The organism is Aquimarina addita (assembly GCF_039539305.1).
In the GTDB taxonomy this organism is placed as follows: Bacteria; Bacteroidota; Bacteroidia; order Flavobacteriales; family Flavobacteriaceae; genus Aquimarina; species Aquimarina addita.
On record NZ_BAABCW010000004.1, the window covers coordinates 38,248 to 55,081 of the forward strand.

At 32.0% G+C, this 16,834-nt stretch carries 13 protein-coding genes; 8 read left to right on the forward strand and 5 right to left on the reverse strand.

What is annotated here, in order from left to right; translation table 11 throughout:
• Nucleotides 1–90 precede the first annotated feature (90 nt).
• Nucleotides 91–468, forward strand: coding sequence for a LysM peptidoglycan-binding domain-containing protein (locus tag ABD816_RS06785; RefSeq protein WP_344925844.1), 378 nt, complete (start codon nt 91–93; stop codon nt 466–468).
• 465 nt (nt 469–933) lie between these two features.
• Complete coding sequence (locus ABD816_RS06790) at nt 934–4,239, forward strand: reprolysin-like metallopeptidase (RefSeq protein WP_344925846.1); 3,306 nt, start codon at nt 934–936, stop codon at nt 4,237–4,239.
• An 82-nt stretch (nt 4,240–4,321) separates the two neighbouring features.
• Here ABD816_RS06790 and cmk read toward each other — a convergent pair whose 3' ends face one another.
• On the reverse strand, nt 4,322–5,023 hold the full coding sequence (cmk, locus tag ABD816_RS06795) for a (d)CMP kinase (RefSeq protein ID WP_344925847.1): 702 nt from the start codon (nt 5,021–5,023) through the stop codon (nt 4,322–4,324).
• Nucleotides 5,023–6,042: a type IX secretion system protein PorQ gene (gene porQ, locus ABD816_RS06800; RefSeq protein WP_344925849.1), complete on the reverse strand. Its 1,020-nt coding sequence runs from the start codon at nt 6,040–6,042 to the stop codon at nt 5,023–5,025. Before porQ ends, cmk begins: the two co-directional genes overlap by 1 nt.
• Nucleotides 6,043–6,371: 329 nt before the next feature.
• Between porQ and mreB the strand changes: the two genes are divergently transcribed.
• On the forward strand, nt 6,372–7,406 hold the full coding sequence (gene mreB, locus ABD816_RS06805; protein WP_344925851.1) for a rod shape-determining protein: 1,035 nt from the start codon (nt 6,372–6,374) through the stop codon (nt 7,404–7,406).
• A 178-nt stretch (nt 7,407–7,584) separates the two neighbouring features.
• On the opposite strand, the gene lon is transcribed toward mreB, so the two are convergent.
• On the reverse strand, nt 7,585–10,035 hold the full coding sequence (lon, locus tag ABD816_RS06810) for an endopeptidase La (protein ID WP_344925853.1): 2,451 nt from the start codon (nt 10,033–10,035) through the stop codon (nt 7,585–7,587).
• Between the two features lie 218 nt (nt 10,036–10,253).
• Between lon and ABD816_RS06815 the strand changes: the two genes are divergently transcribed.
• The 5 genes from ABD816_RS06815 (at nt 10,254) to ABD816_RS06835 (ending at nt 14,337) form a co-directional block, all read left to right on the forward strand.
• Nucleotides 10,254–10,802, forward strand: coding sequence for an RNA polymerase sigma factor (locus ABD816_RS06815; RefSeq protein ID WP_344925854.1), 549 nt, complete (start codon nt 10,254–10,256; stop codon nt 10,800–10,802).
• 38 nt (nt 10,803–10,840) lie between these two features.
• A complete protein-coding gene (locus tag ABD816_RS06820; protein ID WP_344925855.1) occupies nt 10,841–11,404 on the forward strand; it encodes a hypothetical protein in 564 nt (187 codons plus the stop codon).
• Nucleotides 11,385–12,485 carry a DUF4097 family beta strand repeat-containing protein gene (locus tag ABD816_RS06825; protein ID WP_344925856.1) on the forward strand — a complete coding sequence of 367 codons (1,101 nt, stop codon included), beginning with the start codon at nt 11,385–11,387 and terminating at the stop codon, nt 12,483–12,485. Before ABD816_RS06820 ends, ABD816_RS06825 begins: the two co-directional genes overlap by 20 nt.
• Nucleotides 12,486–12,505: 20 nt before the next feature.
• Entirely contained in the window at nt 12,506–13,237 is a 732-nt protein-coding gene (locus ABD816_RS06830) for a head GIN domain-containing protein (RefSeq protein WP_344925858.1), read from the forward strand.
• 365 nt (nt 13,238–13,602) lie between these two features.
• Complete coding sequence (locus ABD816_RS06835) at nt 13,603–14,337, forward strand: tyrosine-protein phosphatase (RefSeq protein WP_344925859.1); 735 nt, start codon at nt 13,603–13,605, stop codon at nt 14,335–14,337.
• Nucleotides 14,338–14,400: 63 nt separating this feature from the next.
• Here the strand turns inward: ABD816_RS06835 and ABD816_RS06840 are convergent, their stop codons facing one another.
• Nucleotides 14,401–15,231, reverse strand: a complete 831-nt coding sequence (locus ABD816_RS06840) for a cupin domain-containing protein (protein ID WP_344925861.1) — start codon at nt 15,229–15,231, stop codon at nt 14,401–14,403.
• A gap of 188 nt (nt 15,232–15,419) precedes the next feature.
• Nucleotides 15,420–16,643, reverse strand: a complete 1,224-nt coding sequence (locus ABD816_RS06845) for a hypothetical protein (RefSeq protein ID WP_344925863.1) — start codon at nt 16,641–16,643, stop codon at nt 15,420–15,422.
• Nucleotides 16,644–16,834: the final 191 nt, after the last annotated feature.

A 16,834-nucleotide genomic window follows, 5' to 3' on the forward strand; every position in this document is an offset into this window, starting at 1 on the left:
ACATTTTTAATAACAAAAAAGCACATTATCAATTTTAGAAATTATTATATTTGAGTAAATCTAATTAATTAATAAAAAGTCAACTTAGTTATGGTAAAAGCAAAATATCAAGATGTTCTTGACCTGGGACAAGAGTTAAATATTCAAAATGGCGATGTTTCTGAAGAAAATGGGGTTCTTAAGGTTAATGGAACTGCCAGTACTCAATATGAAAAAAATCAACTTTGGGATAAAATAAAAGAAATTGGTGGTGAATCTCCTTCTGATATTATCGCTGATATTAAAGTTGCTGATGAATCTATTTATCACAAGCATACAGTAAAAGGAGGTGAGTCTTTAAGCAAAATAGCAAAGCATTATTATAAAGATCCAATGAAATATAAAGCAATTTTTGAAGCAAATACTGGTATATTGAAGAATCCTGATGTAATTCACCCGGGACAAGAATTGATTATCCCTAATTTATAGTACTACTTTTAAAATAGTACTGAATAAAAAAAAAGACTGTCGGAAAAGGCAGTCTTTTTTTGTTCGCTTTTAAATGCTCTTTATTTAATATCACAACTCTCTTTAAAAAACAAATTTATCTATACTAGATAGTAAACGATCGTAATCAAACGCATACAAATTTATACTATACGTAAATAGTTAAAGAAATCTAAAAAAGCCTCTACTCGTATCTTTTCTATTCACACTAATTTTTCAGATAACAAACATTAATTATTATACATTATAATTGTTAAAAAAATAAGAATACCATTACAATTAAATTTCAAAATTTTAATTACAACTTCGTTATACAAACAGTAAAATCGTAAACAAACGATGGTTTTACCTCAAAAAAATAACCAAAATGGATTATTTGTTAAATATTTCACAGATTTCCATAATTATTTATAAATTTGACACTTACTAATTTATTAATTTTTTCACATGAAAACACAATTATCTATAATCACGGCGATGTTCATGATTACCTTTGGTTTCTCCCAAGATTTTTGGAAGAAATCAGACAACCAAACCAAGAACCAAAGTACTCTAAACTCGAGAGCAGAATTACCATTAAACACCTTATTTACATTAGATGTAACAGGTATTAAGCAAAGTTTGGAAAAATCTCCACTAAGAGGAAAATCTGCAGCTTCACCTCTACTTCTATCTTTTCCTAATGCAAAAGGAGAAATGGAAGTTTTTAGTGTATTTGAAGCCTCTGTTATGCATCCGGAACTTGCTGCCAAATTCCCGGAAATTAAATCCTATGCAGGACAAGGAATTACAGATCCCACTGCAAAAATCAGATTTAGTGTATCACCTATAGGACTACAAAGTATGCGTATGGGATCTGAGAATACTATATTTATTGAACCAGTAACTAAATCAGGAGATCTTTATACAGTGTACTCCAGATCAGAAAAGCCAGCAATATCAAAAAAATTCAGCTGTTTAGTAGATGAAAATACACCAAACCTAACCACATCATCTGTACAAAACAGAAATGCAGATGATAGTACTTTAAGAACTTTTAGGCTAGCCGTTTCTACAAATGGAGAATATGCACAATTTCATGGAGGTACTGTAGCAAGTACTATGGCTGCTATAAATACAACAATGACTCGTGTAAACGGAGTATTCGAAAATGATTTTGCTGTAACGATGCAATTGATTCCTAATAATGATGATGTAGTTTATACTAATGCCAGTACAGATCCATATACCGGAAGTTATAACAGTCAACTACAAGCTACTTTAACTAGTGTAATTGGAGAAGCTAATTATGATATAGGTCACGTATTTATTCTTGATGGAGATAATGGTAACGCAGGGTGTATTGGTTGTGTTTGTGTTGACGGAAGTAAAGGAAGTGCTTTTACTTCAAGATCTACTCCTGTAGGAGACGAATTTGATATTGATTATGTAGCTCATGAAATGGGGCATCAGTTTGGAGCTAATCATACATTTTCATTTAGAAATGAAGGTACAAATGCACACTTTGAACCAGGTAGTGGTACTACGATTATGGGATATGCAGGAATTACAGGAGCCACAGATGTACAGCAAAATAGCGATCCTTATTTTCATTTTTTCTCTATAGAACAAGTAACAGATTATATTAAATCTACAAGTTGTCAGGTAGAAACAAATACTGGTAATGCTGTTCCTACAGTAGATGCAGGAACAGATTTAACAATTCCTAGCGGAACACCCTTTGTTCTTACAGGTACCGCATCAGACGCAGATGGAGATGCACTTACTTATTGCTGGGAGCAAGCAGATGAAAATGATTCTGCAACTACTTATCCAAGTGTTACATCAACCTCTGGTGTATCCTTTAGGTCTTATAATCCTACAACCTCTAATGAACGATATTTTCCTAGATTAGAAACTATTAAAACAGGTGCAACCTCGTGGCAATGGGAAGCTGTTCCTGATGTTTCCAGAGATTTAAATTTCCGACTAACAGTTAGAGACAATAAAGCTGGTGGTGCCGGTAATAATAGTGATGATATGACAGTAAGTGTAACTGCTTCAGCGGGTCCGTTTGTAGTCAATTCTCCTAATACCAATGTAAGCTGGGAAGCAGGTTCTGCCCAAGTTATCACCTGGGATGTTGCAGGAACAACAGGAAATGGAATTAACGCAGCTAATGTAGATATTTTATTATCTACAGATGGTGGTGATTCTTACCCAATAGCACTAGCAACTGGTGTTGCTAATGATGGTTCACATAGTATTATAGTACCTAATGAGCAGGGCACAGAAAATAGAATTATGGTAAAAGGATCTGGGAACATTTTCTTTGACATATCTGATTCTGATTTTGAAATTGATGGTGAAACTGTACCTGATACAGAAGATCCAACAGTACCTACTGACCTGGCAGCTTCTAATGAAACGCAATCATCGATTGATCTTTCTTGGACTGCAGCAACTGATAATGTTGCGGTAGCAGAATATGATGTGTATCAGGGTGATGACCTTATTGCCTCCACAACAGAAACAACTTATACAGTAGTAGGGCTTACTCCTAGTACTACATACTCATTTAAAGTTTTAGCAAAAGATGCAGCAGGCAATAGTTCTGATTTTAGTAGTATCATTACTGCATCTACCACAGAAGCTGGTGCTGGATGTGCAGGAGGAATATCATCTTATCCATACACAGAAGGTTTTGAATCTGGATTAGGAGCGTGGACGCAGGCTACAGACGATGATATTAATTGGACTATAGATAGTAATGGGACTCCATCAAATAACACAGGGCCATCAAGTGCTACAGAAGGATCATTTTACGCATACATAGAAGCATCTGGTAACGGAACAGGGTATCCAACTAAAAATGCTATTTTAAACTCCCCTTGTTTTGACCTAAGTGGAACTACACAAGCTACTTTCTCTTTCCAATATCATATGTTTGGCTCAGCTATGGGAACTCTGAATTTAGAAGCAAGTAGTGATGATGGTATTAGCTGGACTTCTATCTGGTCAGAAACAGGGAATCAAGGTAACTCGTGGTTTACAGAGACTATTAACTTAGTCGCATATACGGGAGAAAGTCTACAACTAAGATTTAACGGTACTACCGGTACCTCTTGGAGTGGAGATATGACTGTAGACGATATTAGTCTTACTACAGGAAGTATTACAAATCCCTCTTGTACAGATGTAGATCTATCAATTACATTAGATGATTACCCTCAGGAAACAAGCTGGCAAATTACTGATAGCAGTAATAATGTGATTGCTTCTGGCGGAACTTATGGTTCTCAACCAGATGGTTCTACAATCACTGTAACAGAATGTTTAGATGCAGGAACATATACTTTTAGAATTGATGATACCTATGGTGATGGTATCTGTTGTTCTTATGGTAATGGATCTTACTCCTTAACTTCTAATGGAACAACATTAGCATCAGGAGGTCAGTTTGGTTCTTTTGAGTCTACCACGTTTACTATAGGTGGAACATTGGCTAAAGGGGCACAAGTAGATGAATTCAAAACCACACAGGCTACAAAAATTTCTATTTTTCCTACTTTATTAAAAGAAAGTAATATTATTAATGTTAGTACTCCTGATACAAAAGTTTCTTATAGCATTTATGATTTACAAGGAAGAGTTATTTCTCAAGGGCCTGTAAATAATAAAGTTATTGAAGTAAACTCTATACAATCGGGTCGTTATTTCGTCACTTTGACAGTAGATCAGAAACGATCCAATCATTCGTTTATAAAAGAATAAATAACACGTCTTTATTAAACATCTGTAAACAAAAAGACCATCCTTTCCGGATGGTCTTTTTCATTAATACTTATATAAAATATTATTCCATTTTCGAAATTATATCTTTAGTAATTTTCATAATTTGTTCGAACTGCTCTTCTAATGTAAGATTAGAATTATCAATCATTATAGCATCATCAGCCTTTCTTAGAGGAGAATCTTTTCTTGTACTATCAATATGATCTCTATTAACCACATTTTTTAGTACATCTTCATATGTAACTTTATCTCCTCTTTCTATTAGTTCATTGTACCGACGCTCTGCCCTATCCTTTGCGGTAGCCGTCATAAATAATTTAAGTTCAGCTTCAGGAAATACTACAGTACCAATATCTCTGCCATCCATAACAATGCCCTTATCCTTACCCATTAATTGTTGTTGTTCAACTAATTTTCGTCGTACTACAGAAACTGCAGCTACAGGACTTACCAGCTTAGAAACTTCTAATTTTCTAATTTCTTTTTCTACATTTTCATTATTAAGATATACTTCAGCAATTCCTGTTTTTGTATTAACCTCAAAATGTATATGAATAAATGGTAAAAACCGTTCAAGTGCCTCTTTATTAAAATGGGTTGCATCAACAAAACACTTCCTCATAGCAAATAATGTAACTGCTCGATACATAGCTCCTGTATCTACATAAATATATCCTAGTGCTTTTGCTAGTTGTCTGGCAACTGTACTTTTACCTGTAGATGAATATCCATCTATTGCTATGATGATTTTTTTATTGGCCACTATTGTAGATTTATATTAATACCAAAGGTACTGGTTGACGCTGCAGAATTATAACGGGCATACGAATAGGCAAATTTAAACTTTCCTAAGGTTAAAGCAATTCCACCACTTAACCCTGCAAATGACCGTTGGTTTTCTATTCTTAATTCTTCTGATCTTCTAAAATTATATCCTACTCTAATATTAAAACCACTATCAGGAAAAAATTCTAACCCCAAAACAGTATGCCTTAACGCATTATTAAAAAAGCCTGGATCATCTTCTTCTACATTGCCTTCCAGATCTGTTAAATCCCTGGCAGGATTACTAAAAGCTATATCCCATATATGTAAATTCTCAAGCGTAAAATTCCAGCGAATAGGAACATTTTTTAAGGTTTGAGCAAATCCAGCATCGACTGCTAATGGTAAATCCTCTCGTATTTCTGCATAGGTAGTAAATTGCGTACCAAGGTTCCTTACTACAATACCAAAATCAAATGTACTTTCTGGGTTATGATAAATTAATCCTAAATCTACGGCACCGCCTAATGATGTATACTCTTCTAATTTAGAAGAAATAAACTTAGCATTGGCACCTACATGTATATTAGAATTAGGAATAGTGTAAGCATAACCTATAGAGATAGCTACCTCACTTGCTCCAAAATCGTTTGTTGCCACACCAAATTCATCAAAACCAGCAAACGTTCCATAATTAATATACGTTACTCCTGCATGAAATACTCTTTCTTTCGCCCCAAAAGCTTTTGCATAAGACACCGATCCATAATTAACATCCGCTATATAATTTACGTAATTCACAGCCAGCTGATTATCCATTTGTAACTGAATTGATGCCGGATTGAGAATAGCAGAAGTAGGATCATCATTGTAGCCAGTGACATATTTACCACCAAGTGCTGCCTGTCTGGGTGAGGAAACCAAATTCAAAAACTGATAAGTATACCTACCTCCTATTTGTGAAAAAGTGCACGTTGTAATAAAAACGAATATTAATAAAAAATGTGTACGCATCATGAGCAACAAAAATAAAAGAAACAAACTGGAAAACGATAGTTAGCGATAAAAATTTTATTTACTCTGTATTCTGATCATTTTAGGATACTTACATTTTGCAAAATACAAGTACGTCTTATGTTTATTAAATGTAAAAGTCATGATTATCTAAAATACATATTTAAATAATCTACAATGAGCAAAGAACACAAATTATTGAAAATCAATATATTAAATTTATAAGTGCAATATTAAATAATTATAAGAGTTAGTATACTTTAGATTTTATGTAAATAACTAAGACCAACTTATTATATAAATCAATCAACACAAATATAACCCTTAACTCCATGAGTTTTTTTGACTTTCTAACAGAAAAAATCGCTATAGACCTAGGCACAACTAATACGCTAATTACCCATAGAGGTAAAATAGTCATCAATAGTCCTTCTATTATTGCTGTACATCGCATTAGTGGAAAAATTATTGCCGTAGGAAAAGAAGCTAATTATATGCGAGGTAAAATCCACAAAAATATCAAGACCCTTTACCCTCTAAGAAATGGTGTTATCGCAAATTTTGATTTATCAGAAAAGATGTTAAAAATTCTGATTAAAAAATTGTTTTCTTTACAAAAAGCAGCTTTTAGAACCTCTCTTAATATGATAATTTCTATACCATGTGGTATCACTAAAGTAGAAATGAGAGCAGTTAAAGAGTCTGCAAAACGACTCAACGCAAAAAAAATATACTTAATCGAAGAGCCTATGGCTGCTGCTATCGGAGCGGGTATTGATGTGTTACAGCCCATAGGAAATATGGTAGTAGATATAGGAGGTGGCACTACAGAGATTGCGGTGATTACGCTGGGTGGCATTGTCTCTGGTCAATCATTAAGAATAGCTGGTAATATGTTTAATGATGATATTATTCAGTATATCAGAGAACAACATAATCTACATATTGGAGAAAGTACTGCCGAAAAAATAAAGATCAAAATAGGATCTGCCATAGAAGCATTAGAGATTCCTCCCGATACCTTGCAAGTACAAGGTAGAGATATGCTCACCGGTAAGCCAAAACAAATTAATGTTTCTCATAAAGAAATTGCACGTAGTTTGGATAAATCTCTCACGCAAATAGAAAATGCAGTATTGGATATTTTATCCGATATTCCTCCAGAGATTTCATCAGACATCTATACTAACGGTATTTTATTAACAGGTGGCGGCTCTTTGTTAAGGGGATTAGACGAACGATTATCTGCCACCACAGACTTATCAATTTATAAAGGGGAACAACCATTAGAAGTCGTAGTAAAAGGAAGTGAAATTGTACTAAAAAATCTAAATCGTTATACTCCTGTATTAGTGAGAAATATGTGATACTAATATAAGACCACATTTAATAAAAGCTATGTTAACCTCGCAAAGGTTCCAGTTTGCAAAAAGTCATTTCGCCATGACACTATCCCATTTAGCTTTATTTTATAGTCCAATTAGGAATTAAAAAAGACTATCGATCGGATAGTCTTTTTTAGTTAATTGTAAGAGTTTATTAATACTACAGTTTCTTAGCATTTTTAACCTTACTCTTTGTCAATGCTAACCCTAGCACATCACTCATTTCTTTTACATAGTGAAAGGTAAGCCCTTTTAAATATTCTTGTTTTATTTCTTCAATATCTCTTTTATTATCTTCACATAACAATATTTCTTTAATATGTGCTCTTTTTGCTGCAAGAATCTTTTCTTTGATTCCTCCTACAGGCAAGACTTTTCCTCTCAGTGTGATTTCACCAGTCATAGCAAGACTTTTCTTAACCTTTCTTTGAGTAAATAATGATACTAAAGAGGTTAACATCGTCACACCTGCACTAGGTCCATCTTTTGGTGTTGCACCTTCAGGAACATGTATATGTACATTATATTTAGCAAAAATTTCAGAATCAATTCCTAATACATCTGCATTTGCCTTAATATATTCCATCGCAATGGTAGCTGACTCCTTCATTACCTTCCCTAAGTTTCCGGTAATGCTTAATGTACCTTTTCCTTTAGAGAGAATAGATTCAATAAACAATATATCACCACCAACACTAGTCCAGGCTAATCCTGTAACAACACCTGCCACTTCATTATTTTCATACTTATCACGCTCTAATCTTGGTATGCCAAGAATTTCAACCACATCATCATTCCCTATTTTAATATTATACGTTTCTTCCATAGCAATATTTTTAGCCGCATACCGGACAACTTTTGCTATTTGTTTTTCTAATCCACGAACTCCTGATTCTCTGGTATATCCTTCTACAATTTTTTCTAATTGCGATTTTCCAATTTTGAGATGTGTCTTATTAAGACCATGTTCTACTAACTGTTTTGGCAGCAAATGCTGTTTTGCAATCTCTACTTTTTCTTCTATCGTATATCCTGTCACATTAATGATCTCCATACGATCTCTTAACGCTGGTTGTATCGTATTCAAACTATTGGATGTTGCCACAAACATTACTTTTGACAAATCAAATCCAAGTTCTAAAAAGTTATCGTGAAACTCAGAATTTTGCTCTGGATCTAATACTTCTAATAAGGCTGATGAAGGATCACCCTGATTACCCATAGAAAGTTTATCTATTTCATCAAGTACAAATACCGGATTACTGGTTCCTGCTTTCTTAAGACTCTGAATGATTCTACCGGGCATTGCTCCAATATAAGTTTTTCTATGTCCACGAATTTCTGCTTCATCACGTAGTCCACCTAATGAAATTCTCACATATTCTCTACCCAGTGCCTCTGCAATAGATTTACCTAAAGAAGTCTTACCAACTCCGGGAGGTCCATATAGACACAAAATGGGTGATTTCATATCATTACGAAGCTTTAGAACTGCTAAATACTCAATAATTCGCTTTTTTACTTCATCTAGTCCGTAATGATCTCTGTCTAATATTTTTTTAGCACGTTTTAAGTCAAATTTATCAGTACTAAACTCATTCCAGGGCAAATCCAGAAAAAGATCCAGATAATTTCGCTGTATAGAATATTCTGCTACCTGTGGATTCATACGACGCATTTTTGCTAATTCCTTATCAAAATGCTTTTTAACTTTTTCATCCCATTTCTTATCCTTACTTCGTGCCAGCATCTCTTCTAGCTCATCATCGTGAGAAACACCGCCCAACTCTTCCTGTATCGTTTTCATCTGCTGATGCAAGAAATATTCACGCTGCTGCTGGCTCATATCATGCTGCACCTTATTTTGAATATCATTTCTAAGCTCCAATTTCTGGAACTCCATATTCATATATTTTAAGGTGGCTAAAGCTCTGTCTTTTAAGTTATCAATCTCTAATACTTTTTGCTTTTCTTCTACAGAAAGGTTAAGATTAGACGATACAAAATTGATAAGAAAAGAATTGCTTTCAATATTTTTAATAGCAAAAGATGCTTCACTAGGAATATTAGGACTTTCTTTTATAATTTCTAATGACAAATCCTTAATAGAATCAATAATGGTATTAAATTCTGCATTTTCTTTTGCAGGTTTAATCTCAGGAACATCAGACACCTTTGCTTTGATATAAGGTGTTTCTTCTAAAATTTCATCAATTTTAAACCTCTTTTTACCTTGTAAAATAACAGTGGTATTTCCATCAGGCATTTTCAGAACTCTTAGAATTCTTGCTACAACCCCTACAGTATTGATATCTTTAGAAGATGGGTTCTCTACTTCTTCTTCTTTTTGAGAAACGACCCCAATTGTTTTATTACCAACATTAGCATCATTAAGTAATTTGATTGATTTATCACGACCTGCTGTAATAGGAATTACTACACCAGGAAATAATACAGTATTTCTCAATGGAAGTATTGATAATATTTCAGGTAATTCTTCTTTATCTATTTCTTCTTCATCTTCTGGAGTCATTAATGGTATTAACTCTGCGTCTTCGCTTACCCCTTGAAATGACAAACTGTCAAGTGTTGTTAATTTGGATTTAGTCATACGTATATATCAAAGTCATTTTGTCATCTGTACAAAATAACATTTTGTTTTAAATTAAGTAAAATTAGTTTTAGAATCCTAAACCTTTGTAAAATAAAGGTATTCAGCTTAGATTCTATAACTATATTTCAATTGTTATGCCATATTTTAAAAAAAATAAATGTAAAACTGTAACAAAAGAAATCCATCTGTATCTTTATAAAAGAATCATATATTTTTTGACACTAACCACTTTACATATCGAACAGCTGATAGAAAAATGCCGCAACAGCGATCAGAATGCTCAGCTAGAAATTTATAATAGATATTATAAAACTATGTATAATGCCGCCTACAGAATTTTAAAAGATACAGCAGAAGCTGAAGATATTATGCAGGAAGCATTTCTGACAGCATTTACAAAATTATCATCACTTAAAGATGACAAAATGTTTGGCTCATGGTTAAAAAAAATAACGATCAATGCTAGTCTCAATGTATATCGAAAGCAATCTATAAAAAAGGAAGTTGCTATAGAAACTATAGAATATGCATTAACAGATACCGAAAGTAGTATTCAGGAAGATATAACTGACACAAAGGCTAAAACTGTATTACATATGTTAAAGCAATTAAAGGATAGCTATAGCACTGTACTTACTTTACACCTAATTGAAGGTTATGATTATGAAGAAATTAGCCAAATTCTAAATATTACTAATTCAAATTGTAGAACTCTTATTTCTAGAGCTAAAGAAAGTTTACGAAATAAATTACAAGCTGTTTAAAATTAATTTATTAAACACCTTGATAAAATAAAAACGAAATGAATAAAAAAGATGACATAGATATATTATTCGAAAATATAGAAGGTACACTAGATATTATGGAACCCTCTGCTGATCATGAAATGCGCTTTTTAGAAAAATTAAAGGAGCAACATAAAATAGTTCCTTTACACACTAAAAAACAAAATTGGCGGAAACCTTTAGCCATAGCAGCAACGGTAGCTATTATTTTTGGAATGTTATCCATCTCACTAGTACTAAACCAAAAAGAAGAGACTGACTTAGCCAGTGTATCTTCAAAAATGGAAGAAACTCAAAACTTCTTTACCGTTGCTATACAGGTCCAACTAGAAGAAATACATAAAAATCCATCTCCAGAAACAGAGAAACTGGTAAAAGATGCTATGGTACAATTAGAAAAACTGGAAAACAATTATCTCCAACTTCAAAAAGATCTGCTACAAAGTAATCATGACAAAAGAGTTATTAGCGCCATGATTACTAATTTTCAGAAACGTGCGACACTATTAGAAGGGGTTTTAGAAAAAATGAATACTGTTAAAACATTAAACTTATTAGAAGATGAAAACAATATATTATAATATCAAATATCTGCTATTTTTAGTTCCATTTATAGTTTTAGGAAACAGTGGAGGTCACATGAAAGGTAAATATACCAAAGAAAAATCCATGAATAAGGAATTCACTGTGAACAGCGATGCCTTATTAAAAATAAATAATGACTTCGGTAACCTACATATAACTGCCTGGAATGAAAACAAAGTTACAATAGAAATTATTATCAAAGTTAATGGAAATGATGAAGAAAAAGTGTTGAAAAAATTAAAAGGTATTGATGTACTTTTTGAATCATCTGCACAAATGGTTAGTGCTAAAACCATTTTTGATAAAGTAGAAAAATCCTGGTGGGAAAAACTTACAGAAAGTTGGGGCAGCGATAATCTAAAAATGGAGATTAATTATAGAATTAAAGTTCCTATAAACAATTCGATTGACCTCACTAATGATTATGGAAGCATTAATCTTGATAAAATTAAGGGAAATGCTATTATTAAATGCGATTATGGACAAATACTTATAGGGGAACTTATGGGTAATGATAACCTGGTAAAAATTGATTACACACATAATAGTAGTATTAAATATATGAAGAATGGTAAAATCAATGCTGATTATTCTGATTTTACTTTAGAAAAAGGTGAACAAATACAGTTAATTGCCGATTATTCGCAATCTAAAATTGGTGTTATAAAAGAACTTGACTACAACTGTGATTATGGAGCATTGACGGTACACGATGTGCACAGTTTAAAGGGTAATGGAGATTATCTGGATACAAATATCGGGGATATCCGAGCATATATGAATGTCAATTCTGATTACGGATCTATTGATGTCAAAAATCTGGCAGCCACCACAAAAAATATAATCATTAAAACAGATTATACAGGTGTTGACATAGGATATGAACCTTCACTGGATTTTAATTTTTTCATCAAAACATCCTATGGAGGAATTACACTAGAAGATGATATTCATATTCTGAAAAAAAACAAAGAAAATACTGGTAAGTATTATGAAGGATATAGCACTACTAACGGTAGTGGAAATATCATTAAAATAACCACTAGTTATGGAAGCGTAAACTTAAGAAAAAATTAATCATCAAATATCAATCAATCATGAAAACAGTTATTTTAAGTATTTTATTAAGTTGCATTACAGCAATAAATGCACAATGGTGGGACCAGGGAGAAAAGATAGAAGGTAATGGTAATGTGATCAACAAAACCAGAAATCTATCAGAATATGACCAGATAAAAGTAAGTAATAGTCTGGATGTATTACTAGTATCCGGAACCGAAGGGAACCTAACAGTTACTGCAGAAAGTAATCTGATTCCATACATCACTACAGAAATTGAAGGAGGTATATTAAAACTAAATATTAAAAAGGGGTACTATCTAAAACCGTCTAAGAGTAATAAACTATTAATTACTGTGCCTTTTAAGGATATCAATGCGGTTACTCTGGCAGGATCCGGAGATATTAACAGTGAAGCTGTTATTAAATCTAACGATTTTACAACTAAAATTTCAGGATCTGGTGATATAAAATTGGCTGTAGAAGCTACCAACATAGAAAGTTTTATCACAGGGAGCGGAGATATAAAATTAAAAGGAGCTACAGAAAATCTTATCTGTAAGGTAACAGGATCTGGAGGATTAAGTGCTTATGATCTAAATGCAAAAAAAGTTGAAGCATCACTTACTGGATCGGGAGATATCGAAATTACAGTTATACAGGCACTAAAAGCGAGAGTGATAGGTTCTGGAGATATTGATTATAAGGGAAATCCAGAAAAAGAAGATACCGCTGTTTCTGGATCGGGAGATATTACCAAAAAAGGCTAGATATAGCTACCTCTATTTAAAGCATTACCTCTACCCTTAGGTACAAAGTATCAAAAACAAGACCGCTTCACTACAAGAATCAGGAACCAAGACTCCTTTATCCTGATTTAATGTGTAGCTTAAGGCAGATCCTTAAGGAATTATATTAATTAAAGAACTATGTAGAAATTGGTTTCTATATAGTTCTTTTTATATCCAGTATATACAAATACTAAATAAAAATACTATCCTCGTATTTTCTACACCTCTTTTATATTTATAAAAACAACTTGGAATTACACCTTAAAATACATTAAATTGCAATTTAATATATACAGTTATATAATAGACTACGTGTTTCGATAAACCCCAAACAATAATAAATATTGCTATTTTCTAAAAAACAAGTTCCTTTTAAAGATATCATTCCAGATGGATATGTAGATATACATTCACACCTTTTAGCCAATATAGATGATGGTGTTAAAACAGTCTATCAATCTGCTTATATAATTGAGCAGCTTAAAAATATTGGAGTCAAAAAAATTATTACCACTCCTCACGTAATGCAGGAAATATGGCCTAATACTTCTGAAACTATAATTACAAAACGTGCAGAAATATGCGAAATATTAAAATCGCTTAATATTACTATAGCCTTTGAGGCCAGCGCTGAATACATGCTAGACGATTTATTTTACAAACGACTAAAAGAGAAAGATATCATACCATTGTCTGGTAATCATTTATTAGTAGAAATGTCAACTTTTGCTGCTCCTATCAATCTTAATGAATTGTTATTTGAAATGAAATTGGCTCAATATATTCCTATTATAGCTCATCCGGAACGCTATTCTTTTTATCATAATCAAATGCATAAATATGATGAGCTCAAAGAACGGGGAGTCTTATTTCAACTAAATTTACTATCTCTATCCGGATTTTATGGAGAAAGAGTTAAAGAAGTAGCGATTAAGCTTCTCAATGGTAATTATTTTGATTTTTCGGGTTCTGACATACATAATTACCGTCAATTAGAAGTTTTACAAAAAGGGTTTCCTGCTAAATATGCAAAAAAAATAACCCAGTTGATGGAAAAAAACGCAGTATTTTCTGAATAGAATGATGCATTCTGAGGATATTAAAACTAAGTAAAAGCTTTCTGAAAATAATAAAACACTACTCTATTCTTCTTTAATTTTTTTATGTGTCTTCAGCCATTCTTCACCTTTTTTATCTAAAAAAAAGTCCATCCACATGTAATACATCTTATTTCCTTTTTTAGCTTCTACAGAATGGCTTGAACCTAATGGGATATGTAGTAAAGAATAGGCAGGAAAATCTATCTTAGCATCATCAGCATAGACAATAACTTGATTATCAGTTAGCCCCAGAAATAATTGTTCTAACATACCGTGCTCGTGAGGATCAACTTTATCAGGTCCTGTGGTTTCAACAGTTCCCATAGCAATACGTGGTATATATTTGTTGGGTAAAACAGTCCGGCTTATCGTATTCGGACTTTTTATTGGCTCTGTATACGCTTCGCAATCTGTAAATTTTGCAAAATATGAAGTTTGGATATTTTCTTTAGGAAACTCTTTTAAATCCGCAATATCCTGTTCCGTTAATTTACTAGAGATTTTAAGAAAATGTAAGGTGTCTTTTGTTGTTGCATTGATTGATAAACTCTGAACCATATTTGGTACTAATATAGTCTCTGGTACAATATCGTATTTTTTTGTATTTACAACCACATTTCCCTCTCCTTTGATAAAGAGGTATATAAATTTATATCCTTCTTCAATACTTTCTTTTCTTACTATATCTCCTGTTAGTGCTATATGATCAACTTTAATTCCTTTAATTTCCTCTTCAAGCACTGCTTTACTGTATTCCTGCTTATTTGGTTGTAATTGCATTATTAGATTTTCAATAGGAATTTCCTGTGCGTTTACAAGCCCGAAGGGTACTATAGTCATCGTATAAATTAAAAAAAGAATCGTTTTTTTCATGAAAAAATTGTTAAAACCTATTAATTTGTTAAATACTCTTCTTTGTGCATGTAATTACTAATGTAATAAATTCTAATGGATGATATTCAGTTTTGAATTATTCTTTTCAACTGTCTGATAGTTATTTATGATTTTGCAATCACAGTTTACTCCATCCATGTCCTTTAGATCATTATATAAAACAAGTATTAATTTTTCTCAATTTCTTCTATATCTTTACTTGTTTCTATTTCTTTTTTTAATTTTTCTAATCGTTCAAAAAAGTCTTTGTCACAGAAGTTAATCGTTTCATTTTTTGTTAACTGTTTATCCGATTTAGTCGCAGTATAGTATTCAATTTGACGAACTGTAGTTAGTACTACCAATTCATCTTTACAAGAACACTTTACAATCCAATTTCCATTATCATCATACTTATAACTATATTCTTTAACAATTTTATCGTTTTTAGTTCCGTTACTAAAATTTCTTATCTCCGTCACTAAATTTGAATTAAAGTCGTATTCATAATTGTTTATTATTTTTATGGTATAATTTTTTCTGTTAACAATCTTGAGACTTGATTTTAAATTCCCTTCTGAGTCATATTGTCTGCTTTCTTTTTCAGTTATATGATTGATAGAATCAAGTTTTATAGAACTAAACATATTCAACCTTGAAAATTCTTTTATTTCTAACGATTTCATAGTTCCGTTTGCGACTCTCTTTTTTACTTTTTTTATTAACTCCCCTTTTATATTAAAGTTGAATGCTTCTTCTGTATAAAATGTATCAAAAAATAGAATAACAATTTCTTGTTCTATCATAGTATTTTTATATTGATATTTGTGTATCCTCTTTACATCTCCATTAAAAGCATAGTGCATTATAGAATCCAGCTTACCATGAGTGTAGAAAAAATCCAATGTTGCAATATCTCTTGCATTAGAATTAGAATTTTTTTTATTAAAAACTTTCACCAATTCTCCGGCAGAATTATATATATTTTCAGGGTTCGATGAATACTTCAGACTCTCTAATCTGTTTTCTATATTCATCAATTTTTTATCCCTTTCAATTTTTAGCATATTATAATACCTCTTTCCAGGGGACTTTCCATCAAATTTAATATCGATTAGAGAATCATTTTTATCATAGATAAATTTATTATGTACATCATTATATCTATGTTTCTCAAACTCTTCTACAAGTACTCCACTTTTATTGAAGGAGAGAATTCCTAATCCTGATGGCTTTGTTTGTTCGACTAACTGCCCCTTATGATCTACAGCATTAAAAATAGTTAATGGATATGATATAGTTTTTATGGTCTTAACCTCTCCTTTTAATCTAAAATCTTTAGTATATTCTATTTGCGCGTAAATCAAAAAATTGAATAAAAGTAAAAAACTAATGAGCATATTTTTGATCATAAAATCTTTTATATTTTAAATATATGATAGGTGTCTGACAAAACTTTTATTCTCCAGAAATTTCAAAATATTTTTCGATTTACTATTCAATTTAGTATCTTTTTTTGTGTAAAATCAGGTTTAAGATATTTTGTGATTTTCATAAATGCAGCTAAAGGTTCATATTATATTTTGTGTGAAAGAATATTTAT

Coding starts and splice junctions, on each gene's coding strand:
- ABD816_RS06790 (WP_344925846.1), top strand. CDS start 934: ATGAAAACACAATTATCTATAATCACGGCGATGTTCATGATTACCTTT.
- ABD816_RS06820 (WP_344925855.1), top strand. CDS start 10,841: ATGAATAAAAAAGATGACATAGATATATTATTCGAAAATATAGAAGGT.
- lon (WP_344925853.1), bottom strand. CDS start 10,035: ATGACTAAATCCAAATTAACAACACTTGACAGTTTGTCATTTCAAGGG.
- mreB (WP_344925851.1), top strand. CDS start 6,372: ATGAGTTTTTTTGACTTTCTAACAGAAAAAATCGCTATAGACCTAGGC.
- ABD816_RS06830 (WP_344925858.1), top strand. CDS start 12,506: ATGAAAACAGTTATTTTAAGTATTTTATTAAGTTGCATTACAGCAATA.
- ABD816_RS06825 (WP_344925856.1), top strand. CDS start 11,385: ATGAAAACAATATATTATAATATCAAATATCTGCTATTTTTAGTTCCA.
- porQ (WP_344925849.1), bottom strand. CDS start 6,042: ATGATGCGTACACATTTTTTATTAATATTCGTTTTTATTACAACGTGC.
- ABD816_RS06840 (WP_344925861.1), bottom strand. CDS start 15,231: ATGAAAAAAACGATTCTTTTTTTAATTTATACGATGACTATAGTACCC.
- ABD816_RS06785 (WP_344925844.1), top strand. CDS start 91: ATGGTAAAAGCAAAATATCAAGATGTTCTTGACCTGGGACAAGAGTTA.
- ABD816_RS06845 (WP_344925863.1), bottom strand. CDS start 16,643: ATGATCAAAAATATGCTCATTAGTTTTTTACTTTTATTCAATTTTTTG.